Origin of the sequence: Mitsuaria sp. RG (assembly GCF_028369275.1) — a bacterium.
Taxonomy (GTDB): Bacteria; Pseudomonadota; Gammaproteobacteria; order Pseudomonadales; family Pseudomonadaceae; genus Aquipseudomonas; species Aquipseudomonas peradeniyensis.
In genome coordinates, this window is sequence record NZ_JAQMYQ010000016.1 from 66,702 (window position 1) to 93,181 (window position 26,480).

At 65.8% G+C, this 26,480-nt stretch carries 13 protein-coding genes and 1 pseudogene; 6 read left to right on the forward strand and 8 right to left on the reverse strand.

What is annotated here, in order from left to right; genetic code table 11:
* Positions 1–323: 323 nt before the first annotated feature.
* From ccoP to ccoN, 4 genes are read right to left on the reverse strand one after another with little or no spacing between them, the layout of a single operon-like run.
* Entirely contained in the window at positions 324–1,265 is a 942-nt protein-coding gene (gene ccoP, locus POF53_RS11525) for a cytochrome-c oxidase, cbb3-type subunit III (RefSeq protein ID WP_203651769.1), read from the reverse strand.
* Positions 1,262–1,465, reverse strand: coding sequence for a cbb3-type cytochrome oxidase subunit 3 (locus POF53_RS11530; RefSeq protein ID WP_498967766.1), 204 nt, complete (start codon positions 1,463–1,465; stop codon positions 1,262–1,264). Before POF53_RS11530 ends, ccoP begins: the two co-directional genes overlap by 4 nt.
* Complete coding sequence (gene ccoO / locus POF53_RS11535; RefSeq protein WP_028692880.1) at positions 1,462–2,070, reverse strand: cytochrome-c oxidase, cbb3-type subunit II; 609 nt, start codon at positions 2,068–2,070, stop codon at positions 1,462–1,464. The genes POF53_RS11530 and ccoO overlap by 4 nt, the downstream gene beginning before the upstream one ends.
* Before the next feature lie 13 nt (positions 2,071–2,083).
* Entirely contained in the window at positions 2,084–3,508 is a 1,425-nt protein-coding gene (gene ccoN / locus POF53_RS11540) for a cytochrome-c oxidase, cbb3-type subunit I (protein ID WP_050706570.1), read from the reverse strand.
* Positions 3,509–3,644: 136 nt separating this feature from the next.
* Between ccoN and POF53_RS11545 the strand changes: the two genes are divergently transcribed.
* Positions 3,645–4,250 (forward strand): alpha/beta family hydrolase, encoded by a 606-nt coding sequence (locus POF53_RS11545; RefSeq protein WP_498967769.1) that lies wholly within the window; start codon positions 3,645–3,647, stop codon positions 4,248–4,250.
* Positions 4,251–4,352: 102 nt separating this feature from the next.
* Here the strand turns inward: POF53_RS11545 and ppnP are convergent, their stop codons facing one another.
* Positions 4,353–4,637: a pyrimidine/purine nucleoside phosphorylase gene (gene ppnP / locus POF53_RS11550; RefSeq protein WP_038705716.1), complete on the reverse strand. Its 285-nt coding sequence runs from the start codon at positions 4,635–4,637 to the stop codon at positions 4,353–4,355.
* A 73-nt stretch (positions 4,638–4,710) separates the two neighbouring features.
* A complete protein-coding gene (locus tag POF53_RS11555; protein ID WP_203651773.1) occupies positions 4,711–5,262 on the reverse strand; it encodes a 3'-5' exonuclease in 552 nt (183 codons plus the stop codon).
* A gap of 188 nt (positions 5,263–5,450) precedes the next feature.
* Between POF53_RS11555 and POF53_RS11560 the strand changes: the two genes are divergently transcribed.
* Positions 5,451–6,251 carry a substrate-binding periplasmic protein gene (locus tag POF53_RS11560; RefSeq protein ID WP_203651775.1) on the forward strand — a complete coding sequence of 267 codons (801 nt, stop codon included), beginning with the start codon at positions 5,451–5,453 and terminating at the stop codon, positions 6,249–6,251.
* A 187-nt stretch (positions 6,252–6,438) separates the two neighbouring features.
* On the opposite strand, the gene POF53_RS11565 is transcribed toward POF53_RS11560, so the two are convergent.
* On the reverse strand, positions 6,439–6,966 hold the full coding sequence (locus POF53_RS11565; protein WP_203651777.1) for an RNA polymerase factor sigma-70: 528 nt from the start codon (positions 6,964–6,966) through the stop codon (positions 6,439–6,441).
* A 319-nt stretch (positions 6,967–7,285) separates the two neighbouring features.
* On the opposite strand from POF53_RS11565, the gene POF53_RS11570 reads away from it, so the two are divergent.
* The 4 genes and pseudogenes from POF53_RS11570 to POF53_RS11585 all read left to right on the forward strand — a co-directional run.
* Complete coding sequence (locus POF53_RS11570) at positions 7,286–20,233, forward strand: non-ribosomal peptide synthetase (RefSeq protein WP_498967772.1); 12,948 nt, start codon at positions 7,286–7,288, stop codon at positions 20,231–20,233.
* A gap of 148 nt (positions 20,234–20,381) precedes the next feature.
* Positions 20,382–24,941 carry an RHS repeat-associated core domain-containing protein gene (locus POF53_RS11575; RefSeq protein WP_498967774.1) on the forward strand — a complete coding sequence of 1,520 codons (4,560 nt, stop codon included), beginning with the start codon at positions 20,382–20,384 and terminating at the stop codon, positions 24,939–24,941.
* 11 nt (positions 24,942–24,952) lie between these two features.
* The gene (locus tag POF53_RS11580; protein WP_498967775.1) at positions 24,953–25,372 is read left to right on the forward strand and encodes a hypothetical protein; all 420 of its coding nucleotides are present in this window, start codon (positions 24,953–24,955) and stop codon (positions 25,370–25,372) included.
* An 86-nt stretch (positions 25,373–25,458) separates the two neighbouring features.
* A pseudogene (locus POF53_RS11585) lies at positions 25,459–25,638 on the forward strand (hypothetical protein); the annotation flags it as partial.
* 82 nt (positions 25,639–25,720) lie between these two features.
* Here the strand turns inward: POF53_RS11585 and dsbG are convergent.
* Complete coding sequence (dsbG, locus tag POF53_RS11590) at positions 25,721–26,479, reverse strand: thiol:disulfide interchange protein DsbG (RefSeq protein WP_232856755.1); 759 nt, start codon at positions 26,477–26,479, stop codon at positions 25,721–25,723.
* Between the last annotated feature and the right edge of the window lies 1 nt (position 26,480).

Sequence of the window (26,480 nt, forward strand, 5' to 3'; positions counted from 1 at the left end):
TCGAGGCGTGATGTCAGGCTGTGCACCACGTCTGTTCCGGTCGCTGCGAGCTGAGCCACTGTGGCAACAAGCTTAGTTGTGTTCGGAGGGGGTGCAAGGCGGGGAGTGCCTGGGAGCACTGTCTTGCAGGGGGAAGGCGGGATTTGCGCTAGAGCCTGTAGGAGCGGCCTTGTGCCGCGAAAGGGCTGCGTAGCAGCCCCGGGATTTCAGTATTGAACAAAGATCGCCGGGGCCGCTTTGCGGCCCTTTCGCGGCACAAGGCCGCTCCTACAGGGGTCGCGCATGAAGTTAGCGCAGTCGAGTGAGGCTTGCCCCACGAGGTATTACTTGGCGGTTACGGTTTCAGGCACTTGCTCCTGCGACAGGCTATACACATAGGCCGCCAGCAGGTGGACCTTGTCGTTGCCCTGGATGTCATGCTGCGCCGGCATCTGGCCCTGACGGCCATAACGGATGGTCTGCTGCAGCTGGGCGAAGCTCGAGCCGTAGATGAACGCCTGCGGGTGGGTCAGGTTCGGCGCGCCCATGGCCGGGGTGCCCTTGCCTTCTGGCCCGTGGCAGGCCACGCAGTTGGTGGCGAACAGCTCCTTGCCCTTGGCCGGGTCGGCCTTGGCATCAGCCGGCAGGGTGCGACCGTCGAGATTGGTCAGCACGAACGCCGCCACATCGGCCACGCCCTGCTCGCCGATCACGGTGGACCAGCCCGGCATGATGCCGTGGCGGCCGTTCATGATCGAGGCCTTGATGGTCTCCGGCTCGCCGCCCCAGCGCCAGTCGCTGTCGGTCAGGTTGGGGAAGCCGTAGGAGCCCTTGGCGTCGGAGCCGTGGCACACCGAGCAGTTGGAGGCGAACAGCCGGCTGCCCATCTTCAGCGCTTGCGGATCCTTGGCCACTTCCTCCACCGGCATGGCGGCGTACTTGGCGAAGATCGGGCCGAACTTGGCGTCGGCCTTGTCCATCTCTTTCTGCCACTCGTCCACCTGGGTCCAGCCATTCTCGTAGCCGGGCAGGATGCCTTTCCAGTTGCCCAGGCCCGGGTAGAGGATCAGGTAGCCGACAGAGAACACCAGGGTGCCGACGAACAGCCAGAACCACCATTTCGGCAGCGGGTTGTCGTACTCCTCGATGCCGTCGAAGCTGTGGCCCATGGTCTGGTCGGTGGTGTCACTGCTCTGGCCCTTGCGGGTGGCGAGCAGCAGCCAGGTCAGGCCGATCAGGCTGCCGATGGTCAGTACGCTGATGTACGTACTCCAGAAGGTGGTCATTGCCGGGTACTCCTCATTGCAGCAGGTTCCTGCCCGGCGGGGGGCAGGCGGTCGTCGACGAAGGGCAGCAGGCGCGCTTCGGCGAAATCACGGTCGCGGCGACGGTTGAACACCCAGAGCGACAGGCCGATGAAGGCGATCATCACCACCAGGGTGCCCAGGCCGCGGATCATGCCGATGTCCATTTCCATCGCACTCACCTCTTGTTCTTGATCGCGGTGCCGAGCACCTGCAGGTAGGCGACCAGCGCGTCCATCTCGGTCTTGCCCTTGACCGCGTCCTTGGCACCGGCGATGTCGTCGTCGCTGTAGGGCACGCCGAGGCCGCGCAGGACGCGCATCTTGACGTCGGTGTGGCTGTTGTCGACCTGCGCGGCCACCAGCCACGGATACGACGGCATTTTCGACTCCGGCACCACGTTGCGCGGGTTGTACAGGTGCGCACGGTGCCAGTCGTCCGAGTAGCGGCCGCCGACCCGGGCCAGGTCCGGGCCGGTACGCTTGGAGCCCCACAGGAACGGGTGGTCCCACACGCTCTCGCCGGCCACCGAGTAGTGGCCGTAGCGCTCGGTCTCGGCGCGGAACGGCCGGACCATCTGCGAGTGGCAGCCCACGCAACCTTCGCGGATGTAGATGTCGCGGCCTTCGAGCTGCAGGGCGGTGTAGGGCTTCATGCCCTCGACCGGCTTGTTGGTGACGTCCTGGAAGAACAGCGGGACGATCTGGGTCAGGCCGCCGATGCTGACGGCGAACACCATCAGCAGGGCCATCAGGCCTATGTTTTTCTCAACGACTTCATGGTTCATCAGGCTCTACTCCTCAAGCCAGCTGGGCGTTGGCGGTGGCTTGCTCGGCGGCCGGGGCGCGCACGGTGCGCCAGGTGTTCCAGGCCATCAGGAACATGCCGCTGAGGAAGATCACGCCGCCGACGAAGCGCACGACGAAGCCTGGGTGGCTGGCCACCAGGGTTTCGACGAACGAGTAGGTCAGCGTGCCGTCGCTGTTGACCGCGCGCCACATCAGGCCCTGGGCGATGCCGTTGACCCACATCGAGGCGATGTAGAGCACGGTGCCGATGGTGGCCAGCCAGAAGTGCGCGTTGATCAGCCCGAGGCTGTACATGCGCTCCTTGCCGAACACTTTCGGGATGGTGTGGTACAGCGCGCCGATCGAGATCATCGCCACCCAGCCGAGGGCGCCGGCGTGGACGTGGCCGATGGTCCAGTCGGTGTAGTGGGACAGGGCGTTGACCGTCTTGATGGCCATCATCGGGCCTTCGAAGGTGGACATGCCGTAGAACGCCAGAGAGACGACCAGGAAGCGCAGGATCGGGTCGCTGCGCAGCTTATGCCAGGCGCCCGAGAGGGTCATCATGCCGTTGATCATGCCGCCCCAGCTCGGGGCCAGCAGGATCAGCGACATGATCATGCCCAGCGACTGCGCCCAGTCCGGCAGCGCGGTGTAGTGCAGGTGGTGGGGACCGGCCCAGATGTACAGGGTGATCAGCGCCCAGAAGTGCACGATCGACAGGCGATACGAGTACACCGGACGTTCGGCCTGCTTGGGCACGTAGTAGTACATCATCCCCAGGAAGCCGGCGGTCAGGAAGAAGCCCACGGCGTTATGGCCGTACCACCACTGCACCATGGCATCGGTGGCGCCGGCATACAGCGAGTAGGACTTGGTCAGGCTGACCGGCACTTCCAGGTTGTTGACGATGTGCAGGATCGCCACGGTGAGGATGAAGGCGCCGAAGAACCAGTTGCCCACGTAGATGTGCTTGGTGTTGCGCTTCATCAGCGTGCCGAAGAACACCACGGCATAGGCCACCCAGACGATGGTGATCAGGATGTCGATCGGCCATTCCAGTTCGGCGTATTCCTTGGTGCTGGTGTAGCCCAGCGGCAGGCTGATCGCCGCCAGCAGGATCACCAGCTGCCAGCCCCAGAAGGTAAACGCGGCCAGGCGTGGCGCGAACAGGGTGGTCTGGCAGGTGCGTTGCACCGAATAATAGGAGGTGGCGAACAGGGCACAGCCGCCGAAGGCGAAGATCACCGCGTTGGTGTGCAAGGGTCGCAGGCGGCCGAAGCTGGTCCACGGCAGGTCGAGGTTGAAGGCGGGCCAGGCGAGCTGGGCGGCAATGAAGACGCCGAGCCCCATCCCGACGATGCCCCACACCACCGTCATGATGGCGAATTGGCGGACCACCTGGTAGTTGTAGGCGGTACTGCTGGTTGTGTTCATGTATGGGTTCCCATCCACGGTTATAGGCAGGCTAAACAGCGAGGCAAGCATGATTAATGGGCAAAGTGCCGGTATTGACGGGGATCAATGGGCGAAGATCGGAAATGTCCCAGGCTTGCGCTGCGATCCTCCGAAAATGGCGGAGGATCGCGGCATTTCCAGCTGCCTGATCCTGGCCCATGGCGCCGGTGCGCCAATGGACAGCGGGTTCATGGAGGACATGGCGCAAAGGCTGGCGGGGCAAGGGGTAGGGGTGGTGCGCTTCGAGTTTCCGTACATGGCCGAGCGGCGCCTGAACGGTGGCAAGCGACCGCCCAATCCGCAGAAGGTGTTGCTCGAATGCTGGCGGACTGTATACGACCAGCTGCGACCATTGGTCGCAGGGCGGTTGGCTGTCGGCGGCAAGTCCATGGGCGGGCGCATGGCCAGCTTGCTGGCAGACGAACTGGGCGCCGATGCGCTGGTCTGCCTGGGGTATCCGTTCTATGCCGTGGGCAAGCCTGAGAAGCCACGGGTGGAGCACCTGGCCGGGCTACGCACGCGCACGCTGATCGTGCAGGGCGAGCGGGATGCCCTGGGCAATCGTGAGGCGGTGCAAGGATATGAGCTATCGCCGGCGATCGAGGTGAGCTGGCTGGTGGCGGCCGATCATGACCTCAAGCCGTTGAAGGCGTCGGGGTTCAGCCATGAGCAGCACATGCAGGCGGCGGCGCAGCGGGTGGCGGCTTTCCTGAAAGATTGATGCAGCCTTCTTCGCGGGTAAACCCGCTCCCACAGGGACGGTGCAATGCTCGAACCCTGTGGGAGCGGGTTTACCCGCGAAGAGGCCGGTGCAGGCTATCGCTTAGTCGCGATACTCGCACAGGTAAGCGGTATCCACGGCGACCTTCAGCTGGAACTTGCTGTCGGCGGCCACGTTGAACTTGTCGCCAGCATTGAAGGTTTCCCAGTTGTCGCTGCCCGGCAGCTTCACGCTCAGGGCGCCGGAGACCACGTGCATGATCTCGCGCTTGGCGGTGCCGAACTCGTATTCGCCCGGGGCCATCACGCCCACGGTGGCCGGACCTTCCTTGCCTTCGAAGGCGATCGACTTGACGGTGCCATCGAAGTACTCATTGACCTTGAACATCGGGCGACTCCTGAAAAAGGACTGAAAAAAGGGCTGGCCAGTATGCCCAAGGCCCGCCCCTGCGTCATCTGTTTCAGGCGCTGCCCGGCGGCAGGCTCAGGGGCAGCAGGCGTGCGGTGTTGCGGGCGTCTTCCAGGGCCCGGTGCTGTTGCCCGGAAAACTGCAGGCCGGCCAGTTGCAGGGCGCTGTTCAGGCCTGCCGGGCGCTGCAGGTGGCGGGCCTTGGCGAAGCGTTGCTTGAGGTTGATGTGCGGCAGTTGCTCGAGCAGGCTGCGCACATGGTGCGCCTGCCATTCCTGCAGCAGCTGCTTGCGATCGTAGTCGCCCCAGCTGACCCAGGCCTGCAACTGTGCCTGGTGATGGCCCAGCCAGCGTTCGAACGCGGCCCAGACCTCGGGGAAGGGCGCAGCCGCATCGACCTCGGCCTGGCCGATGTGGGTCAGCTCGCAGCAGAAGGGGGTCAGCTGCGGCCGCCGCCGGGGCCGTACGAAGCGCTGGAAGTGGTCGACCTCGCGCCCATCGCGGGTGACCAGGCTTGCGCCGATTTCAATGATTTCCATCTCCGTGACCGGCCAGCCGCCGTCGTCGGTGGTGGCTTCCAGGTCGATCACCAACCAATGGCCCATGCCAGGCTCCCTATCAATGCAGAAAAGCCTGCGCGCTCGCCGGGGCGCGTGCGCAGGCCAGTAGAGCGTAGCCAAACTCGAGGCCCACGACATCCCCTGGCACTTTGGCATATTCGGCGGTTGTGCCTGTGCGGGAAAACGCCTAGCTTAGGCGCATTCAGGCCTTTACCCGTGATGAGTGTCCCGACTTGACTCCACTGCCCAATGCCAAGCTGTCGTCCGCCCTGTTGCTGTTCGCGACGGTTTTGCTGAGTGCTGCGGCGCAGGCCGAGGTGGTGCGGGAAGTGAAGATCGGGGCGGCGCATTTCCCGCCCTACACCGTGCGCCCGGAGCAGGGTGCCGATACCGGCCTGCTGCCGCAGTTGGTGGAATCGCTCAATCGCTCGCAGTCCCTGTATCGTTTCGTCCTGGTGCCCACCTCGATTCCCCGGCGTTTCGGCGATTTCCAGCAGGGTCGCACCGACATGGCGATCTTCGAGAATCCGCAGTGGGGTTGGCAGGAGATCGAGCACAAGGCGGTGGACATGGGCCTGGAGGATGCCGAGATCTTCGTCAGCCGCCAGCAGGCCGGGCGTGACCAGCATTACTTCGACGACCTCGAGGGCAAGCGCCTGGCGCTGTTCAATGGCTACCACTACGCCTTCGCCGATTTCAACGCGGACCCGGCCTGGCTGAAGAAGCGCTACCGCGCCACGCTGACCTATTCCCACGACAGCAACCTGAACATGGTCGAGCGCGGGCGTGCCGACATCGCCCTGGTCACCCGCTCGTACCTGAGCGACTTCCTCCAGCGCAACCCGGACAGCGCCGGCCAGTTGTTGGCGTCGCAACGGGTCGATCAGGTCTACCATCACTACGCGCTGCTGCGCCCGGGTGCGGCCATCAGCCCCGAGGCCTTCGCCAGCCTGTTGCGCCAGCTGCGGGAAAATGGCGAACTGCTGCGCATCTTCAAGCCCTACAAGATCACCGTCGAAGCGCCGCACGACTAAATTTCGGCGAAGTTGCCGCGTATTCAGTAATGAGCGTGCAGAATTCTGCAGTGCCCGAGGCAAACGCGTGCTCCTGTGGGAGCGGCTTCAGCCGCGAACACCGGCGCAGCCGGTGCCAGGCGCCGCGTTGGATTCTTCGCGGGTAAACCCGCTCCCACAGGGTCCAGCAGAATCGATGGAGAACAGCTCAGCCCAGGCGACTGCTCTTGCGGCAATGGATCAGCGCATCGCGGATCATGAAGTTGACCAGCGTCGGCGACACCCCCAGCTCCTTGGCGATGTCCTTCTGTGGCACGCCATGCAGGCGGTACATCTCGAAGGCGTAGCGGGTGCGCTTGGGCAGTTCGTCGAGGGCGTCGGCGATGTGCTCCAGGGCGGCGAGATTGATGTGGGTGGCTTCAGGCGAGGCGTTCTGGATGACCACGTTCATCCCTTCCTCTTCGCTGCCGGTGTATTTCAGCTCCATGGCCTGCTTGCGGTAGTGATCGATGGCCAGGTTGCGCACGATCTGGAACAGGTAGCTGAGCTGGGCCTTGAATGAAGAGGTGATCTGCGGGGCGGCGCTGAGCCTGAAGAAGGCGTCCTGCACCACATCCTCGGCGCGGGAGCGGCAACCGGTGATGCGCGCCGCGATCTTCACCAGGATGCTGCGGTTGTCGACGAATGCCTGGAGTAATGGTGAATCGCACTTACTTGTGGATAGTTGTTCCGCCATGGAAATCACCTTGTCTCGAAGAGGAGTGGGAGCGCACCCCTGAGGGAGGCTTCCTACGACGTGCGACAAACTATTCGTAATGATAATGATTGTCAAATACGAAAGTTAATGAGTTTTGATCCATTTTGGTTCTAAGCTCCAGGCTGTGAACGGCTTCACTCCATCCCTCTGCGCCCGGCCTTCCCGGGCCGTCCGACGGGCCTAATTTCTTCCCAGGCCCATCCGTTCCCCTGTGTACATCTCGGCTGCCGAACACTGCCCGCCTGTCGTGCGCGGGCCAGTCAGGCGCGACTCACCCAGACACTGGCAGGAACATTCCATGACGGACGCCTTCGAACTCCCGCACTCGCTGGTCCAGGCCCTGGCGCAGCGCGCCGCCCAGACCCCTGAGCGCATTGCCTTGCGCTTCCTGGCCGACGCGCCCGGCGAGCAGGCGGTGCTCAGCTACCGGGACCTCGACCAGCGCGCGCGGACCATCGCCGCGGCGTTGCAGGCCCGGGCCGGGTTCGGCGAGCGCGCCGTGCTGCTGTTCCCCAGCGGCCCGGACTATGTCGCGGCCTTCTTCGGCTGCCTGTATGCCGGGGTGATCGCCGTGCCGGCGTATCCGCCGGAGTCTTCGCGTCAGCATCACCAGGAGCGCCTGCTGTCGATCATCGACGACGCCGAGCCGCGCCTGCTGCTGACGGTAGAAGCGCTGTGTGACAGTTTGCAGGGCCTCGAAGCCCTGGCAGGGGCCAACGCCCCGGGCCTGCTGGCAGTGGATCGCCTGGACCCGCAGTTGGCCGGGCAGTGGCGCGAGCCTGAGCTCAAAGGCAATGACATCGCCTTCCTGCAGTACACCTCCGGCTCCACCGCGCTGCCCAAGGGCGTGCAGGTCAGCCATGGCAACCTGGTGGCCAACGAGCAACTGATCCGCCAGGGCTTCGGCATCGACCTGAACCCGGACGACGTGATCGTCAGCTGGCTGCCGCTGTACCACGACATGGGCCTGATCGGCGGTCTGTTGCAGCCGATCTTCAGTGGCGTGCCCTGCGTGCTGATGTCGCCGGGCTACTTCCTCGCCCGGCCGCTGCGCTGGCTGCAGGCGATCAGCGAATACGGCGGCACCATCAGCGGCGGCCCGGACTTCGCCTACCGCCTGTGCAGCGAGCGGGTCAGCGAGGCCGCAATCGCCGGCCTGGACCTGAGCCGCTGGCGCGTGGCCTATTCCGGTTCCGAGCCGATCCGCCAGGACAGCCTCGACACCTTCGCCGAAAAATTTGCCGCCTGTGGCTTCGACGCCAGCAGTTTCTTCGCCAGCTACGGCCTGGCCGAAGCCACCCTGTTCGTCAGCGGCAGCCGCCGTGGCCAGGGCATCGGCGCCCTGGAACTGGATGCCGAGGCCTTCGCCGCCAACCGTGCCGAGCCGGGCAAGGGCAGCGTGCTGATGAGTTGCGGCTATCCGCAGCCGGGCCACGCGGTGCGCATCGTCGAGCCGCAGCAGCTGCAGGTGCTGGCTGACAACCAGGTGGGCGAGATCTGGGCCGGCGGCCCGAGCATCGCCCTGGGCTACTGGCGCAACCCCGAGGCCAGCGCCCGTACGTTCGTCGAGATGGACGGCCAGACCTGGCTGCGCACCGGCGACCTGGGTTTCATGCGCGATGGCGAGGTGTTCGTCACCGGGCGCCTGAAGGACATGCTCATCGTCCGTGGCCAGAACATCTACCCGCAGGACCTGGAAAAGACCCTGGAGCGTGAGGTCGAGGTGCTGCGCAAGGGCCGGGTGGCGGTATTCGCCGTCGACGACCAGGGCGAGGAGGGCATCGGCGTGGCGGTGGAGATCAGCCGCAATGTGCAGAAGGCGCACACGCCCGAGGCGCTGATCAACACCCTGCGCCGGGTCATCGCCGACGCCTGCCGCCAGGCCCCGGCCGTGGTCCTGCTGCTCAACCCCGGCGCGCTGCCCAAGACCTCCAGCGGCAAGCTGCAGCGCTCGGCCTGCCGCCTGCGCATGAACGACGGCAGCCTGGATATCTATGCGCGGTTCCCGACGGCGCAAACGGAGCAGGGTAATGGCGTGGCTGGGGACGACCTGCAGGCACGGATCGCTGGCATCTGGCGTGAGCTGCTCAAGGTCGAATCGGTGGCGGCGGACGATCACTTCCTGCTGCTGGGCGGTAACTCCATCGCCGCCACCCAGGTGACCGCGCGCCTGGGCGACGAGCTGGGCCTGCAACTGAGCCTGCGCATCCTGTTCGAAGCACCGACCCTGGCCGAGTACAGCGCCGCCGTGGCGGCCATCCTCGCCGAAGGCGGCAGCGCCGCCGGCGTCATCCACAACCAGGACCGCGACCAGGCATTGCCGCAGTCCCTGGCGCAGAATCGCCTGTGGCTGTTGTGGCAACTGGAGCCGCAGTCCGCCGCCTACAACATCCCCGCCGGCCTGCACCTGCGCGGCGAGCTGGACGAAGCGGCGCTGCTGGCGAGCTTCCAGTCCCTGGTCGCCCGCCACGAATCCTTGCGCACGCTGTTCGACGAGGTCGACGGCCAGGCCGTGCAGCGCATCCTGCCGGACCCGTCGTTCACCCTGCGCCATCTGGACCTCGAAGGGCTGTCGCCCGCCGAAGTGGCCGCGCGCCGTGAGGACGAGGCGCAGCAGCCGTTCGACCTGCGCCAGGGCCCGCTGCTGCGGGTGACCCTGGCGCGTCTGGACGACGAAGAGCACCAGCTGTGGGTGACCCTGCACCACATCGTCGCCGACGGCTGGTCGCTGAATATCCTGCTGGATGAGTTCGCCCGCCTGTACGCCGCCCAAGGCCAGGCCGTGCAACTGCCCGAACTGACGCTGGGCTACGCCGACTACGGCCAGTGGCAGCGCCAGTGGCTGGCCGACGGCGAGAGCGCCCGTCAGCTCGACTACTGGAAGAACACATTAGGTGATGAACTGCCGGTGCTCGACCTGTGCACCGACCAGCCCCGCGCCAGCCAGCAGCACACCCGCGCCGCGCGCCACAGCCTCAAGGTGCCGGCGGCGCTGACCAGCGCCCTCAAGGACCTGGCCCGCGACCAGCAGGCCAGCCTGTTCATGGTCCTGCTGGCCGGCTGGCAGGCCCTGCTGCACCGCTACAGCGGCCAGGGCGACATCCGCGTCGGCGTGCCCAACGCCAACCGCCCGCGCCTGGAAACCCAGGGCATGGTGGGCTTTTTCATCAACACCCAGGTGCTGCGCGCCGAACTCGACGGCCGCCTGCCGTTCGCCGGGCTGCTGGCCCAGGCGCGCCAGGCTACCCTGGAAGCCCAGGCCCATCAGGACCTGCCGTTCGAGCAACTGCTCGAAGCGCTGCCGCAGGCCCGTGAACAGGGCCTGTTCCAGGTCATGTTCAACCACCAGCAGCGCGACCTGTCGGCCCTGCGCCGCCTGCCCGGGCTGCTGGCCGAAGAGTTGCCGTGGCACAGCCGCGAGGCCAAGTTCGACCTGCAGCTGCACAGCGAGGAAGACCACCAGGGCCGCCTGACGCTGGCCTTCGACTACGCCGCCGGGTTGTTCGAGGCGGCCACCGTCAAGCGCCTGGCCAGCCATCTGCTGGCCTTGCTCGAGCAGGTCTGCGCCGAGCCGCAACTGGCCCTCGGCGAGGTGCGCCTGCTCGACGAGCAGGGCCGCGCGCAACTGCTCGGCTGGGGGCAGGCGCCGATGGCGAGCGCGCCGCGGCTGCTGGTCGAGCAACTCAATGAACAGGCCCGCCTGACCCCCGAGCACACCGCGCTGGTGTGGGAGGGCGGCCAGCTCAGCCATGCCGAGTTGCACCAGCAGGCCAACCGCCTGGCCCATTACCTGCGCGACAAGGGCGTCGGCCCGGACACCTGCGTGGCCATTGCCCTCGAGCGTTCGCCGCAGTTGCTGGTCGGTCTGCTGGCCATTCTCAAGGCCGGCGCCGCCTATGTGCCGCTGGACACCGACTACCCGGCCGAGCGCCTGGCCTACATGCTGGCCGACTGCAAGGCCGGCCTGCTGCTCAGCCACGCCAGCCTGCTCGACAAGCTGCCGCAGGTGGACGGCGTCAGCGCCATCGCCCTTGATCAGCTGCACCTGGACAGCTGGCCGAGCCAGGCCCCGGGCTTGCACCTGCACGGCGACAACCTTGCCTACGTGATCTACACCTCCGGCTCCACCGGCCAGCCCAAGGGCGTGGGCAACACCCACGCGGCCTTGGCCGAACGCTTGCAGTGGATGCAGCAAACCTACGCGCTGGACGCCAGCGACGTGCTGATGCAGAAGGCACCGATCAGCTTCGACGTGTCGGTGTGGGAGTGCTTCTGGCCGCTGGTCACCGGTTGCCAGCTGGTGCTGGCCGGCCCCGGCGAGCACCGTGACCCGCAGCGCATCGCCCAGCTGATCCAGCAACACGGGGTGACCACGCTGCACTTCGTGCCGCCGCTGTTGCAGGTGTTTGTCCAGGAGCCGCTGGCCGCTGGCTGCACCAGCCTGCGCCGGCTGTTCTCCGGTGGCGAGGCGCTGTCCGCGGCCTTGCGTGACCGCGTGCTGCAACTGCTGCCGCAAGTGCAACTGCACAACCGCTACGGCCCGACCGAAACCGCCATCAACGTCACCCACTGGCACTGCCAGGCGAGTGATGGCGAACGCTCGCCGATCGGCCGCCCGCTGGGCAACGTGCTGTGCCGGGTGCTGGACGACGAGTTCGAGTTGAGCGCGCCGGGCGTGCCCGGCGAGCTGTGCCTGGGGGGCGCGGGCCTGGCCCGTGGCTACCTCGGCCGCCCGGGGCTGACCGCCGAGCGTTTCGTGCCCCAGCCCGATGGCGACGGCGCGCGCCTGTACCGCAGTGGCGACCGTGCCCGCTGGCATGTGCAGAGCCAGGCCCTGGAGTACCTGGGCCGCCTCGACCAGCAGGTGAAGGTGCGCGGTTTCCGCGTCGAGCCCGAGGAAGTGCAGGCGGTGCTGCTGGCCCAACCGGGTGTTGCCCAGGCCCTGGTGCTGATTCACCAGGACGCCGTTGGCGCCCAACTGGTGGGTTACTACAGTGGCATCGAGCAGAGCGACGCGCTGCTGGCCGCGCTGGCGGAGTGCCTGCCGGCCTACATGGTGCCGGCCCAGCTCATCCACCTGGCGCAGATGCCCCTGGGGCCGAGCGGCAAGGTCGACCGCAGGGCGCTGCCGGCGCCGGTCTGGCAGCAACGTGAGCATGTCGAGCCGCAAAGCGCGCTGCAGCAGCAGGTCGCGGCGATCTGGCGCGAGGTGCTGAACCTTCCGCAGGTTGGCCTGCAGGACGATTTCTTCGCCCTCGGCGGCCACTCGCTGCTGGCCACCCAGATCGTCTCGCGTACCCGCCAGGCGCTGGATGTCGAGCTGCCGCTCAAGGCCCTGTTCGACGCCAGCGAACTGGGCGCGTTCTGCGCCGAGATCGCCCGCCTGCAAGGCAGCGGCGAGCGTAACCGGCAAGGCGTCATCGCCCGTGTCGACCGCCGCCAGGCCGTGCCACTGTCGTACTCGCAGCAGCGCATGTGGTTCCTCTGGCAGATGGACCCGCACAGCCCCGCCTACAACGTCGGCGGCATGGCCCGCTTCCAGGGACCGCTGCACGTGGACGCCTTCGAGCGTGCCCTGCAGGCGCTGATCGTGCGCCATGAAACCCTGCGCACCACCTTCCCCAGCATCGACGGCAAGCCGTACCAGTGCGTGGCCGATGACAGCCACCTGCAACTGCACTGGCACGACTTCAGCGCCCTGGCCGACGAGGCCCGCCAGCAACGTCTGCAGCAACTGGCCGACGACCAGGCGCACCAGCCGTTCGACCTGGAGCGCGGCCCGCTGCTGCGCGCCTGCCTGGTCAAGGCCGGCGAGCGCGAGCACTACTTCGTCCTGACCTTGCATCACATCGTCACCGAAGGCTGGGCCATGGACATCTTCGCCCGTGAACTGGGCGAGCTGTACGAGGCTTTCGTCGACGAGCGCGAGTCGCCGCTGGCGCCGCTGCCGGTGCAGTACCTCGACTACAGCGTCTGGCAGCGCCAGTGGCTGGAAGGCGGCGAGGGCGCCCGTCAGCTGGCCTACTGGAAAGACCGTCTGGGCGAGGAGCATCCGGTGCTGGCGCTGCCGGCCGACCGTCCGCGCCCGGCAGTGCAGAGCCACCGCGGCGAGCTCTACCGCTTCGACCTGGATCCTGCGCTGGTCAAGCGCGTGCATGCCTTCAACAGCCAGCGCGGCCTGACCCTGTTCATGACCATGACCGCCACCCTGGCCACGCTGCTGCACCGCTACAGCGGCCAGCGCGACCTGCGCATCGGCGCGCCGGTGGCCAACCGCATCCGTCCGGAAAGCGAAGGGCTGATCGGCGCCTTCCTCAACACCCAGGTGCTGCGCTGCGAGCTGGACGGGCAGATGAGCGCCGGCGCGTTGCTCGACCAGGTGCGCCAGACCATCATCGACGGCCAGTCGCATCAGGACCTGCCGTTCGAGCAACTGGTCGAGGCCCTGCAGCCGCCGCGTTCGAGCGCCTACAACCCGCTGTTCCAGGTGATGTGCAACGTGCAGCGCTGGGCCTTCCAGCAGAGCCGTGAGCTGGTGGGCATGCAGGTGGACTACCTGGTCAACGACGCCAGCGCCACCAAGTTCGACCTCTACCTGGAGGTCACCGACCTCGATGGCCGCCTGGGCTGCTGCTTCACCTACAGCCGCGACCTGTTCGACGAACCGCGTATCGCCCGCATGGCCGAGCACTGGCAGCAACTGCTGGTGGCGTTGATCGACGACCCGCAACAGCGCCTGTGCGAACTGCCGATGCTGGCCGAGGCCGAACAGCAGGTGCTGATCGGTCAGCTCCAGGGCGAGCAGGACTTCGAGCTGAACCAGACGCTGCACGGGTTGTTCGCCGCCCAGGCCGAGCGTACCCCGCATGCCCTGGCCCTGACCTTTGCCGGCCAGCACCTGAGCTACGCCGAGCTCGACCAGCAGGCCAATCGCCTGGCCCGCGCCCTGCGCGAGCGCGGCGTAGGCCCGCAGGTGCGGGTAGGCCTGGCGCTGGAGCGCTCGCTGGAGATGGTGGTGGGCCTGCTGGCCATTCTCAAGGCCGGTGGCGCCTACGTGCCGCTGGATCCGGAATACCCGCTCGACCGCCTGCGCTACATGATCGAGGACAGCCGCCTTGGCCTGCTGATCGGCCAGCGGGCGCTGCTCGACACCCTGGGCGAACTGCCGCCAGGTGTCGCGCGCTGGAGCCTGGAGGACGATGCCGCGAGCCTGTCCGCCTACAGCGACGCCGCCCTGGACAACCTCAACCTGACGCAGCACCAGGCTTATCTGATCTACACCTCCGGCTCCACCGGCAAGCCCAAGGGCGTGGTGGTCAGCCACGGTGAAATCGCCATGCACTGCAAGGCGGTGATCGCCGAGTTCGGCATGCGCAGCGACGACTGCGAGCTGCATTTCTATTCGATCAACTTCGACGCCGCCAGCGAACGCCTGCTGGTACCGCTGCTGTGCGGCGCCCGCGTGGTGCTGCGCGCCCAGGGCCAATGGGGCGCCGAGGAAATCTGCCAGCTGGTACGTGAACAGCAGGTCAGCGTGCTCGGCTTCACCCCGAGCTACGGCAGCCAGCTGGCCCAGTACCTGGCCGGGCAGGGCGAGCAGTTGCCGGTGCGCCTGGTGATCACCGGTGGCGAGGCGCTGACCGGCGAACACCTGCTGCGCATCCGCCAGGCTTTTGCCCCGCAACAGTTCTTCAACGCCTATGGCCCGACCGAGACCGTGGTCATGCCGCTGGCGTGCCTGGCGCCGGACACGCTGCCCGTCGATGCCGGCAGCGTGCCGATCGGCCGGGTGATCGGCGCCCGCACCGCCTATATCCTCGACGACGACCTGGCCCTGTTGCCGCAGGGTGGCATCGGTGAGCTGTACGTGGGCGGCGCGGGCCTGGCCCAGGGGTATCACGACCGCCCAGGCCTGAGCGCCGAGCGCTTCGTCGCCGACCCGTTCAGCCATGACGGTGGCCGCCTGTATCGCACCGGCGACCTGGTGCGCCTGCGCGCCGATGGCCTGGTGGAATATGTCGGGCGTGCCGACCAGCAGGTGAAGATCCGCGGCTTCCGTATCGAGCTGGGCGAGATCGAGAGCCGCCTGCAGGAGCACGCCGACGTCGAGGAGGCGGTGGTCCTGGCCCTTGACCTGCCGGGCGGCAAGCAGCTGGTGGGCTACCTGGTGTGCCCGCAGGCCGGCGCCGACGCCGAGGCCCAGGCCCTGCTGCGCGAGGCGGTCAAGGCCGATGCCCGCCAGCATCTGCCGGACTACATGGTGCCGGCGCACCTGGTGCTGCTCGACAGCTTGCCACTGATGGGCAACGGCAAGCTCGACCGCCGCGCGCTGCCGGCGCCGGACCTGGAGCAGGCGCGCCAGCACTACCAGGCCCCGGCCAACGAGCTGGAAAGCCAGCTGGCGCAGGTCTGGCGCGAAGTGCTCAACCAGTCGCGCATCGGCGTGCAGGACAATTTCTTCGAACTGGGCGGCGACTCGATCCTGTCGATCCAGGTAGTCAGCCGGGCCCGCCAGCTGGGGTTGCAGTTCACCCCGCGCGACCTGTTCCAGCACCAGACCATCCAGACCCTGGCGGCCGTGGTGACCCGCAGCGAGGCGCCGAGCAGCATCGAGCAGGGCGCGCGCGAGGGCCACAGCGGCCTGACGCCGATCCAGCACTGGTTCTTCGACAGCGAAGTGCCGCAACCGCAGCACTGGAACCAGGCGGTGCTGCTGCAGGCGCGCCAGCCATTGCAGGCTGAGGCGCTGGAGCAGGCCCTGGCCGCGCTGGTCGAGCACCACGACAGCCTGCGGCTGCGCTTCGACCAGGCCAACGGCCGCTGGCGGGGTGAGTACGCCCAGCAGAGCGCCCAGCCGTTGCTGTGGACCGCGACGGTGACCGACTTCGAGGACTGCCAGGCGCTCTATACCGATGTGCAGCGCAGCCTCGACCTTGCCGAGGGGCCGCTGCTGCGTGCCTTGCTGGTCAGCGACGGCCAGGGTGCCCAGCGCCTGCTGCTGGCCATCCATCACCTGGTGGTCGATGGTGTGTCCTGGCGCGTCCTGCTGGAAGACCTGCAGGCGCTGTACCGCGGTGAAACGCTGGCTGCCAAGACCCATGCCATGGGCGACTGGGCGGCGCGCCTGGCCAGCTATGCCGGCAGCGATTCGCTGCGCGACGAGCTGGGCTGGTGGGAAGCCCAACTGGGTAGCGCCCGCCGCGAACTGCCTTGCGATCATCCCCAGGGTGGCAACCTGCACCGCCATGCCCGCAGCATCGCCATCGAACTGGACGTCGAACAGACCCGTCAGCTGCTGCAACAGGCGCCGGCGGCCTACCACACCCAGGTCAACGACCTGCTGCTGACCGCCCTGGCGCGCACCCTGTGCCAGTGGAGCGGCGACCAACAGGTGTTGGTGCAACTGGAGGGCCATGGCCGCGACGGCTTGTTCGAGGACATGGACCTGACCCGCAGTGTCGGCTGGTTCACCAATGCCTACCCGCTGAGCTTGAGCCCGCAGATGGGTGAGGGCGAATCGGCCCGTGCCGGCTCGATCAAGCGCATCAAGGAGCAGCTGCGCCAGGTGCCGCACAAGGGGCTGGGTTATGGCGTGCTGCGTTACCTGGCCGACGAGGCCGGGCGCGAACGCATGGCCGCGCTGCCCCAGGCGCGCATCACCTTCAACTACCTGGGCCAGTTCGACCAGCAGTTCGACCAGGCGGCGCTGTTCCAGCCGCTGGATGCCCCCGCGGGCCTGGCCCATGACCTCGACGCGCCGCTGCCGAACTGGCTGAGCGTCGATGGCCAGGTGTACGGCGGCGCGCTGCAACTGCGCTGGAGCTTCAGCGCCGAGCGCTACGACGAAGCGACCATTGCCCGTCTGGCCGAAGCCTACCGCCAGGAACTGCTGGCCCTGGTCGGCCACTGCCTGGTGGACGGCAACGGCAGCTTCACGCCGTCGGACTTCCCGCTGGCGCAACTGACTCAGGAGCAGATCGACGCGCTGCCGATCCCGGTCGCCGAGATCGAGGACGTCTACCCGCTGACGCCGATGCAGGAAGGCCTGCTGCTACACACCCTGCTCGAGCCGGGCACCGGCATCTATTACATGCAGGACCGCTACCGCATCAACAGTGCCCTCGACCCCGAGCGCTTCGCCCAGGCCTGGCAGGCCGTGGTGGCGCGCCACGAGGCGTTGCGTGCGTCGTTCAGCTGGAACGCCGGCGAAGCGATGCTGCAGATCATCCACAAGCCCGGCAAGACCCCGGTGGACTACCAGGACTGGCGCGGCCTCGACGAGACCGCCCAGGAAGCGCGCCTGCAGGCCCTGCACAAGCAGGAGCGCGAGGCCGGATTCGAACTGCTGCGCGAAGCGCCGTTCCACCTGCGCCTGGTGCGCGTCGACGACGCACGCTACTGGTTCATGATGAGCAACCACCACATTCTCATCGATGCCTGGTGCCGCTCGCTGCTGATGAACGACTTCTTCGAGATCTACCAGGCCCTGGGCGAAGGGCGCCAGGCCCAGCTGCCGGTGCCGCCGCGCTACCGTGACTATATCGGCTGGCTGCAGCGCCAGGACCTCGACGAGGCGCGCCAGTGGTGGCAGGCCAACCTGGCCGGCTTCGAACGGGCCACGGCGATCCCCAGCGACCGACCGCTGCGCCACGATCACGCCGGTGACGGCATGGTAGTGGGTGATTGCTACACCCGCCTCGAGGTGAGCGAGGGCGCGCGCCTGCGCGAACTGGCCCAGGCCCACCAGCTGACGGTCAATACCTTCGCCCAGGCGGCCTGGGCGCTGACCCTGGCCCGTTACAGCGGCGACCGCGACGTGGTGTTCGGCGTCACCGTGGCCGGGCGTCCGGTGAGCCTGCCACAGATGCAGCGCACGGTCGGCCTGTTCATCAACAGCATCGCCCTGCGCGTGCAGATGCCGCAGCCCGGCGAGCGACGCAGCGTGCGTGACTGGCTGCAAGGCCTGCTCGACCGTAACATGCAGCTGCGCGAGTACGAGTACCTGCCGTTGGTGGCGATCCAGGAGTGCAGCGAGCTGCCCAAGGGCCAGCCGCTGTTCGACAGCCTGTTCGTGTTCGAGAACGCCCCGGTGGAAACCGCCGTGCTCGACCACGCCCAGCACCTGGACGCCAGCTCCGACTCGGGCCGCACCCACACCAACTTCCCGCTGACCGCGGTGTGCTACCCGGGCGATGACCTGGGCCTGCACCTGTCGTTCGACCAGCGTTACTTCGACTACTCGACCGTCGAGCGCCTGCTCGCCGAGTTCAAGCGCCTGCTGCTGGCGCTGGTCGAGGGCTTCAATGGCGAGGTGGATGAGCTGGCGCTGCTGGGTGCCGACGAGCAGCGCTTCCTGCTCGAGGACTGCAATCGCACCGAGCACAGCTACGCCCTGGAGCAGAGCTACGTCGAGCTGTTCGAGGCGCGGGTCGCCGCGCACCCGCAGCGCACCGTCGCCCGCTGCGAGGCGGCCGCTTACGACTATGCGGGCCTGAACGTGGCGGCCAACCGCCTCGGCCATGCCCTGGTCGCGGCCGGCGTGGCCATCGACCAGCCGGTGGCGCTGCTGGCCGAGCGCGGCCTGGCGCTGTTGGGCATGATCGTCGGCAGCTTCAAGGCCGGCGCCGGCTACCTGCCGCTGGATCCGGGCCTGCCGTCCGCGCGCTTGCAACGCATCGTCGAGCTCAGCCGCACGCCGGTGCTGGTGTGCAGCGCGGCCTGCGCCGAGCAGGCGCGCCAGCTGCTCGACGAAGTGGCGGGCGCGGCGCGGCCGAAGCTGCTGGTCTGGGAGGAGCTGCAGGCGAGCAACGTGGCCAGCCACAACCCCGGCATCCACAGCGCGCCGGACAACCTCGCCTACGTGATCTACACCTCCGGGTCCACCGGCCTGCCCAAGGGCGTGATGGTCGAGCAGCGCGGCATGCTCAACAACCAGCTGAGCAAGGTGCCGTACCTGGCCCTGGACGAGCAGGACGTGATCGCCCAGACCGCCTCGCAGAGCTTCGACATCTCGGTGTGGCAGTTCCTCGCCGCGCCGCTGTTCGGGGCCAAGGTGCAGATCGTGCCGAACGCCATCGCCCATGACCCGCAAGGCCTGCTGAGCCATGTGCAGGCCACCGGCATCACCGTGCTGGAGAGCGTGCCGTCGCTGATCCAGGGCATGCTGGCCAACGACCACCAGGCCCTCGACGGCCTGCGCTGGATGCTGCCGACCGGCGAGGCCATGCCGCCCGAGCTGGCCGCCCAGTGGCTGCAGCGCTACCCGGCCATCGGCCTGGTCAACGCCTATGGCCCGGCGGAGTGCTCGGATGACGTGGCGTTCTTCCGCGTCGATGCCGCGTCGACCCAGGGCAGCTACCTGCCGATCGGCACGCCGACCGACAACAACCGCCTGTACCTGCTCGGCGAGGACCAGACCCTGGTGCCGCTGGGCGCGGTGGGCGAGCTGTGCGTCGCAGGTACCGGCGTGGGCCGTGGCTATGTCGGCGACCCGCTGCGCACGGCGCAGGCCTTCATCCCGCACCCGTACGGTGCACCGGGCGAACGCCTGTACCGCACCGGCGACCTGGCTCGCCGTCGTCCGGACGGCGTGCTGGAGTACGTCGGGCGTATCGACCATCAGGTGAAGATCCGCGGCTACCGCATCGAACTGGGCGAGATCGAGGCACGCCTGCACGAGCAAACCGAACTGCGCGATGCCGCGGTGGGCGTGCAGGAAGGCGTCAACGGCAAGCACCTGGTCGGCTACCTGGTGGCGCACCAGGGCGTCGCCGCCGACGCCGCGCTGCTCGACCAGCTCAAGCAGCGCCTGCGCGCCGAACTGCCGGAGTACATGGTGCCGCTGCACTGGGGCTGGTTCGACAGCCTGCCGCACAACGCCAACGGCAAGCTCGACCGCAAGGCGCTGCCGGCCATCGAGATCGGTGGCCAGTACAGCCAGGCTTACCTGGCGCCGCGCGACGAGCTGGAGCAGACCCTCGCCGGCATCTGGGCCGATGTGCTCAAGGCCGAACGGGTGGGCGTGCGCGACAACTTCTTCGAGCTGGGCGGGCATTCGCTGCTGGCGACACAGATCGCCTCGCGGGTGCAGAAGGCCCTGCAGTTGAACGTGCCGCTGCGGGCGATGTTCGAGTGCAGCACGGTGCAAGAGCTGGCGGACTATGTGCGCGGGCTGCAGGACAGCGCGCTGGATGACGCCAAGGTCGATCGGTTGAGCGACCTGATGGCGGAGCTGGAGGCGTTGTAACTGCATTGCCTTCAGCGCGGGGCGTGCCTGTTCCCACAGGATCAGGCAGGCCCCGCGCTGACGCGCCGATGTGGCGTATGGCCACCCTGTAATCCTCACCCTTGCCGGTGCTACGCTGCACACAGTGCGCAAGGATTTCACGGGTTTCATGGACGATAGCCTGCATGCCGCCCGCATGGGCGATCTCATTCTTCATCCCCCGCTGATGGCCGAGCTGGTCAGTGGCCTGGTCGAGGCCGCCGTCTATGCGGCGGCGGTCGCCGCGGTCGGTGCCGCCATTGGTGGCGCGGTGGTCGCGGTGGTCGGTACCGGCGGTGCCGCCGCCGTGCTCACGCCGTTGATCGCCGGGGTCATGGTCAGTGCCGCCGCCATGCTGCCGGCCGGTGAAGACAAGAGCATTGGCGACCATATCAGCGACTTCAGCAACTGGGTCGGCAATTCGCTGTTTCCGCCCGAGCCGTACGGCTCGATCAGCAGTGGCTCGCACAATACCCGCATCAACGGCATCCTCGCGGCGCGCGCCGCCGGGGTGAGTGGTGGCCCGGTCGAGGCGCCGGGCCCAGCCGATGAACCGTCGATCCTCGAAAACATCGGGGCCTACGCCATGGTTGGCGCCTCGATGGTATTGCCGGTGATCGGCTTGGCGCAGGAGATCAACAGCATCTTCAACCCGCCGGTGACCACGCCAGCCGCGCCCGGATCGATTCCCAAGCCCGAGGACAAGGCGGTCTGCAGCAAGCACCCTCCAATGCCCGAACAGTTCATTGCCCAGGGCTCGGACAAGGTGTTCATCAATGGCCAGCCGGCAGCGCGGGTCGGAGACAAGACCACCTGCGACGGGCCGATCGGCATGACCTATTCGCCCAATGTGCGCATCGGTGGCGGCACCACCACCGTGCGCGACATCCACGACGGCAAGAGCGCTGCGGCGAAGATCATTGGCCTGATTGCCGGGATGCTCATCAGTCGCCGGGGCATGCTCAAGGGTCGACGCTGCGGGGTGGGCAACCCGGTGGCTCCAGCCATGGGCAGCAAATTCCAGGATGGCCCCGAGGATGTGGATTTCAAACTCGCGGCGCTGGTCCCGATCACTTGGGCGCGGCGCTATGACAGCAACGACCGACGTAGCGATGGCCTGTTCGGCATAGGTTGGAGTGTGCCCTACGAAGTGCGCCTGGAGCGTGTCGCGCACCCTGAGGGGGGCGAGTTGTGGATCTACGTCGATGATGAGGGCGCCAGGCTGGAGCTCGGGCGTCTGCAGGTCGGCAGTGCCTTCGTCAGCATTCTCGATGGCCTGGCGTTTTTTCATCAGGACAACGGCTTCACCATCGTCGAGGACATCAACAGCGGGTTGTACCAGGTGTTCCATACCGATCCATTGGACAGTCGGCGGTCGCGCCTGGTCAAGGTCGGTGATCGCAACCTCAATTGCCTGGAGCTGTTCTACGACGAACAAGGCCGATTGCAGTTCCTCGGCGACAGCTCGGCCCGGATCTTCATCGAACTGCGCTTTGCCGACGGGCAACCGCGCCGGGTAGCCGAGATACACAGATTGTACTTGCGGGCCGGTCGGGCCTTTGCCGTCGAGCAGCGCGAATGCCTGGTGCAGTATCGCTACACCTCGGCAGGGCAATTGGAGGTTGTCGCCGATGCCGAAGGGCAATTGCTGAGGCAGTTTACCTACACCGACCAAGGGTTGCTGGCCAGCCATACGCTGCCCATGGGGGCTACGCGGTACTACGAGTGGGCCCGCTTCACGCCACCGTCGGCGCGCCAACCGTGCAGTCTGGATGGCACGCCTTACGCCATGCCCGCGCTGTTGGAGCTACAGCCTGAGCATGAATGGCGCGTGGTTCGGCACTGGGGCAGCGACGGCGAGGACTATCGCTTCATCTATGACCTGGAGCATGGCCATACCCAGGTCATCGATGGCCTGGGGCGTGAGGAGCACTATCACTGGGGCGCGCTGAACGAGGTCCACACCTACATCGATGCGCTGGGATACTGCTGGCGGCACGACTATGTCGATGGCCTGTTGCGGCGCACCCTCGATCCACAAGGTGGCGAGTGGTCCTATAGCTACGATGCGCTCGGGCGCGTGGTTGCCACTGCCGACCCGTTGGGGCGTCGTGAAAGCATCGGCTACACCGAACATTGGGCCTTGCCCACCCGTATCGTCGACGGAGCAGGGCATGAGCGTCGTTATACCTATGATGCTCGGGGCAACCTGTTGTCCGAGGTCGATCCACTCGGGCAACTGACACGTTACGACCACGATCGTCAGGGACGTATGGTGCGTAGTGTCGATGCCATAGGCAAGGAACGTTCGTTCAAGTGGAACGGGCGTGGCCAGCTGACTGCCTCACGCGATTGCTCGGGGCAACAGACTCACTATCGTTACGACCTGCGTGGGCACCTGAGCGAGGTGCACAATGCCGAGGGCGGCGCCACGCGCTATCGTTTCAATGTGCGTGGCCATCTGCAGCAGCGCGAATTGGCCGATGGCCGGGTCGAGCACTATCAGATCGATGCCGCCGGTCAGTTGGCCCGCCATGTCGACCCAGCGCAGCGCATGACCCAATGGCAATATGACGGCAGCGGTCGACTGCTGCAGCGTACTGATGCACTGGGGCACACTGTGCGGTTGCACTGGGATGCCTACGGCCGCTTGCAGCAGTTGGAAAACGAGAATGGCGAGCACTATCGCTTCCAGTGGGATGCGCTAGACCGGTTGGTTGGTCAGCGTAACCTCGATGGTGGCGGTTTCAGTCTGCTTTATGATGCCCTGGATGCGATCACCCAACGCACCGTGCATCCATGCCGCGAAGCGGAGCCCGTGTTGCCGGGCAGCCCGGATGAGCCCGAAGTGTTTGCACAGGTTCACCACCATGAACACGATGCGGTCGGTCGTCTGCTGTGCAAGCGGACCGACGATGGCGAGACGACCTACCGCTACGATGCTGCTGACAATCTGCTGGCGATCCATTTCACTCACCGTAGTGGGCAGGTCCAGCAGTTGGACTTCACCTACGACGCCATGGGGCGATTGCTGAGCGAAAGCCAGGGTCCAGGGCAACTCGGTTACACCTATGATCCCCTCGGTAACCTGCAGACCTTGACGCTGCCTGACTCCCGCCGGATCAACTACCTGTGCTATGGCAGCGGACATCTGCACCAGATCAATCTCGACGGGCGGGTGATCAGCGACTTCGAGCGCGATGCGTTACACGACGAGGTCTTGCGCAGCCAGGGTGCATTGCTTACCAGAACCCGTTATGACAGTACGCGGCGCCTGCTGCGCAAGGCTGTGGAATATCAGGATGGCGAGCGCACCCGCATGCCCTTGCTGCAGAAGGACTATGAGTACGATGCGGCGGACAACCTTGTCGGCGAGGTACTGACCCAGACCCAGCGCGCTGGTAGCGGGCTGGGGGTGGAGCTTGAGCATCTGGTCGGTCGTTTCCAGGCCGGTGCCGGTGGGCGTGGCAGCTACCAGGGGCGCATTGGTTATGACTACGGGCCCACCGAGCGAATCCATGGCGCGTCACGCCAGTTGCCTCAGCAACAGCCGATGGTCGAGCACTTTGGCTACGACCTTGCCGGCAACCTGCTGGAGGGATATCAGGTCAACGGTCGGGTACGGCACAACCGGGTCAAGGTGTTCCAAGATAGACGCTATCGCTACGACCGCTTTGGTCGGCTCGAGGAGAAGCGCTCCGGCAATCGTCTGCTCCAGCGCTTTGAATACGATGCAGAGCATCGGCTGGTCTGTATCCGTCAGCGGCGTGGGCCGCTTCGCGAACGGATCGAGTTTGCTTACGACCCCTTGGGCAGGCGCATCGACAAACGAGTCTACCGTGACGACCTGGACGCGCCGGTCAGTCGAACCGAGTTTCAGTGGCAAGGCCTGCGTCTGTTGCGAGAAGTTCAGGACGGCAAACCGAGTCTTTATCTGTACGCAGACGCGGCGGGCCATGAGCCGCTGGCCAGGGTAGATGGGGTGCCTGGGCATGAGCAGGTTTTCCACTTTCATACGAATCTGGTCGGCCTGGTAGAGCAACTGACCGACGAACACGGGATAACTGCCTGGCAGGGGCAGCACCAGGTATGGGGCAACAACTGCGAGGAATGGCATGCGCCGGAGCAGGTCAGTCGGCAGAATGTGCGTTTTCAGGGGCAGTACCTGGATCGGGAAACTGGGCTGCACTACAACACATTCAGATTTTATGACCCGGATATCGGGCGATTTACCCAGCAAGACCCGATAGGCTTGAGGGGCGGGATCAACCTCTATCAATATGCGCCTAATCCTCTGTCATGGATCGATCCGTTAGGCTTGGAGGTGGTGCGTGTTTATCATTACACGAGCAAGGAAGGTTATAAGGGAATCATGGGGACAGGCGTGATTAATCAAAGTGACCCCGGCGCCAGGGGGCGAGGTGCTATTCAAGGCAAGCCCAAAGGTGTCTACGTGACGACACTAACGCCAGAAGAAATGGAGAGCACCAATGTAAGAGGTAAAATGGGGCTGACCAAAGAGAAAAGTACCCATTTTGTTTCATTTGAAGTTGATAGCGGGAAAGTTAAAAAAGTGGATCGGCAGAATGCTTATCTAAGGCTCTACATACAAGAAGATATTCAGCTCCGGGACGCTAATAGAAGACTTCGTGCTGATGTCAGTCACGGCGCTTCCGGATGCAAGCTATAGGAGACAGTGGGATGGCAGATTGGTCGGGTGTCATGTATGGCTTCTATACCGATACGTCGCTGGAACTGGGGCTCGCGGCATTGATGGAAAAAGCAGCACGTCTGGGGTTTCAGTCACAGCAGGAGTGCATTCGGGGAGAGGAGTTTATTCTTTTCTATAAAGATGAGGGGATGCTGAAGGCCCACCTTGAGCAAGGTTACAATCTGGGGGCGACGGGCGAGGGGTGCTTTGGCGTTGAGGCAAAGCCAGCAGCGTTGAACGGGATCGCTACGCTATTCGAGTTTGAAGGTGATTCGGATTTCGAACCGTACGATATCAATTTGCGCTTCAATCGAATTTTTTACTATGTATTGGTGTTGCCGGACAGTGTCGATGAATCAGATTTCTGCCGGCGTATACACACTATGTTTTCCGAGACCTTGATGGATTGAGGCACGATCAAGGTCGAGGGTGAAGCGGGCGTATCAATGAGCCTGAAAAGGACGGCTCCGGCCTGGCGACCGTAACTCCTTGTCCACGACTGTTTGGTTGGCTGAAGGAGAACCGCCGCCTGGATACACGCTACTGCAAGCTGGCGGAAAGCTCTGCTGCAATGGTCATGCGGGCTTGCTGGCGGCGGTGTCTACGACATGACTTTGCGTACAGTGCCCAAGCGAACGCAAAGCGCTCTGCGACCCGTCAGGATCGCTGGGCTTGAAGCGCTATCTGCTGGTTGGTTACGACAGCCATGTCGGGGTATTCGCCAGAGGCTATCGTTGCACCTTCAGATAGACTGCGGTTTAACGCTTGCCGAGTATCCTCCCCAGCATCTCCGGCCGCGGCGCCCCTTGCTGGCTCTGCAACTGCCCCTGCTCATCCTGATAGAAGATCGCCGGGGTGGCGGCCAGGCCCAGTTCTTCCATCAGGGCCAGATTCGCCTCGAGCTTCTTCTGAACCGCCTCCGGCACCTTGTCCAGTGCCTTGAGCGTGCTGGCCTTGCCGGCCTTCTCATGTTCCTGCAAGGCCTTGGCCGGGTCCTTGGCGGCGAGCAGCGCGGCGGACTTGCCCGGGCTGTCCTCGCGGATGATGCCGACCATGATGTGACGCAGCTGGACCTTGCCCGACTCGACCCAGGGCCGGGCCTGCTGCCAGAACATGTTGCAATAGGGGCAGTTTGGGTCGCTGAACAGGTAGACAGTGCGTGGCGCGTCCACCTTGCCGTCCTGGATCCAGGCAGTGTTTTCCATCTTCGCCCAGACCGCCTTGCTCATCGGTGCGTACACCAGCTTTTCCAGCGGCTCGGCGCTGAGGTCCTTGCCTTGTTCGTCGAACAGGCTGCCCACCAGCACGTGCTTGCCGTCGGGCGTCAGGTACAGGGCGATGCCGTTGTTGTGGTACTCGGCGGCGTAGCCACGCAGGCCGTTGGGAGCGTCGAAGCTGCCCTTGATCACGGCGCCCTTGGCCTGCAGTTGCTGGATCGCCTTGGGTAGCTCTTCGGCGTGCAGCGGGGGCGCAGCGAGCAGGGTGAGGGTCAGGGGCAGCAGTGCATTCAGTCGCATG

Coding starts and splice junctions, on each gene's coding strand:
- POF53_RS11565 (WP_203651777.1), bottom strand. CDS start 6,966: ATGGCGGAACAACTATCCACAAGTAAGTGCGATTCACCATTACTCCAG.
- POF53_RS11555 (WP_203651773.1), bottom strand. CDS start 5,262: ATGGGCCATTGGTTGGTGATCGACCTGGAAGCCACCACCGACGACGGC.
- ppnP (WP_038705716.1), bottom strand. CDS start 4,637: ATGTTCAAGGTCAATGAGTACTTCGATGGCACCGTCAAGTCGATCGCC.
- dsbG (WP_232856755.1), bottom strand. CDS start 26,479: ATGCGACTGAATGCACTGCTGCCCCTGACCCTCACCCTGCTCGCTGCG.
- ccoP (WP_203651769.1), bottom strand. CDS start 1,265: ATGACCACCTTCTGGAGTACGTACATCAGCGTACTGACCATCGGCAGC.
- POF53_RS11580 (WP_498967775.1), top strand. CDS start 24,953: ATGGCAGATTGGTCGGGTGTCATGTATGGCTTCTATACCGATACGTCG.
- ccoN (WP_050706570.1), bottom strand. CDS start 3,508: ATGAACACAACCAGCAGTACCGCCTACAACTACCAGGTGGTCCGCCAA.
- POF53_RS11570 (WP_498967772.1), top strand. CDS start 7,286: ATGACGGACGCCTTCGAACTCCCGCACTCGCTGGTCCAGGCCCTGGCG.
- POF53_RS11545 (WP_498967769.1), top strand. CDS start 3,645: ATGGCGGAGGATCGCGGCATTTCCAGCTGCCTGATCCTGGCCCATGGC.
- POF53_RS11575 (WP_498967774.1), top strand. CDS start 20,382: ATGGACGATAGCCTGCATGCCGCCCGCATGGGCGATCTCATTCTTCAT.
- ccoO (WP_028692880.1), bottom strand. CDS start 2,070: ATGAACCATGAAGTCGTTGAGAAAAACATAGGCCTGATGGCCCTGCTG.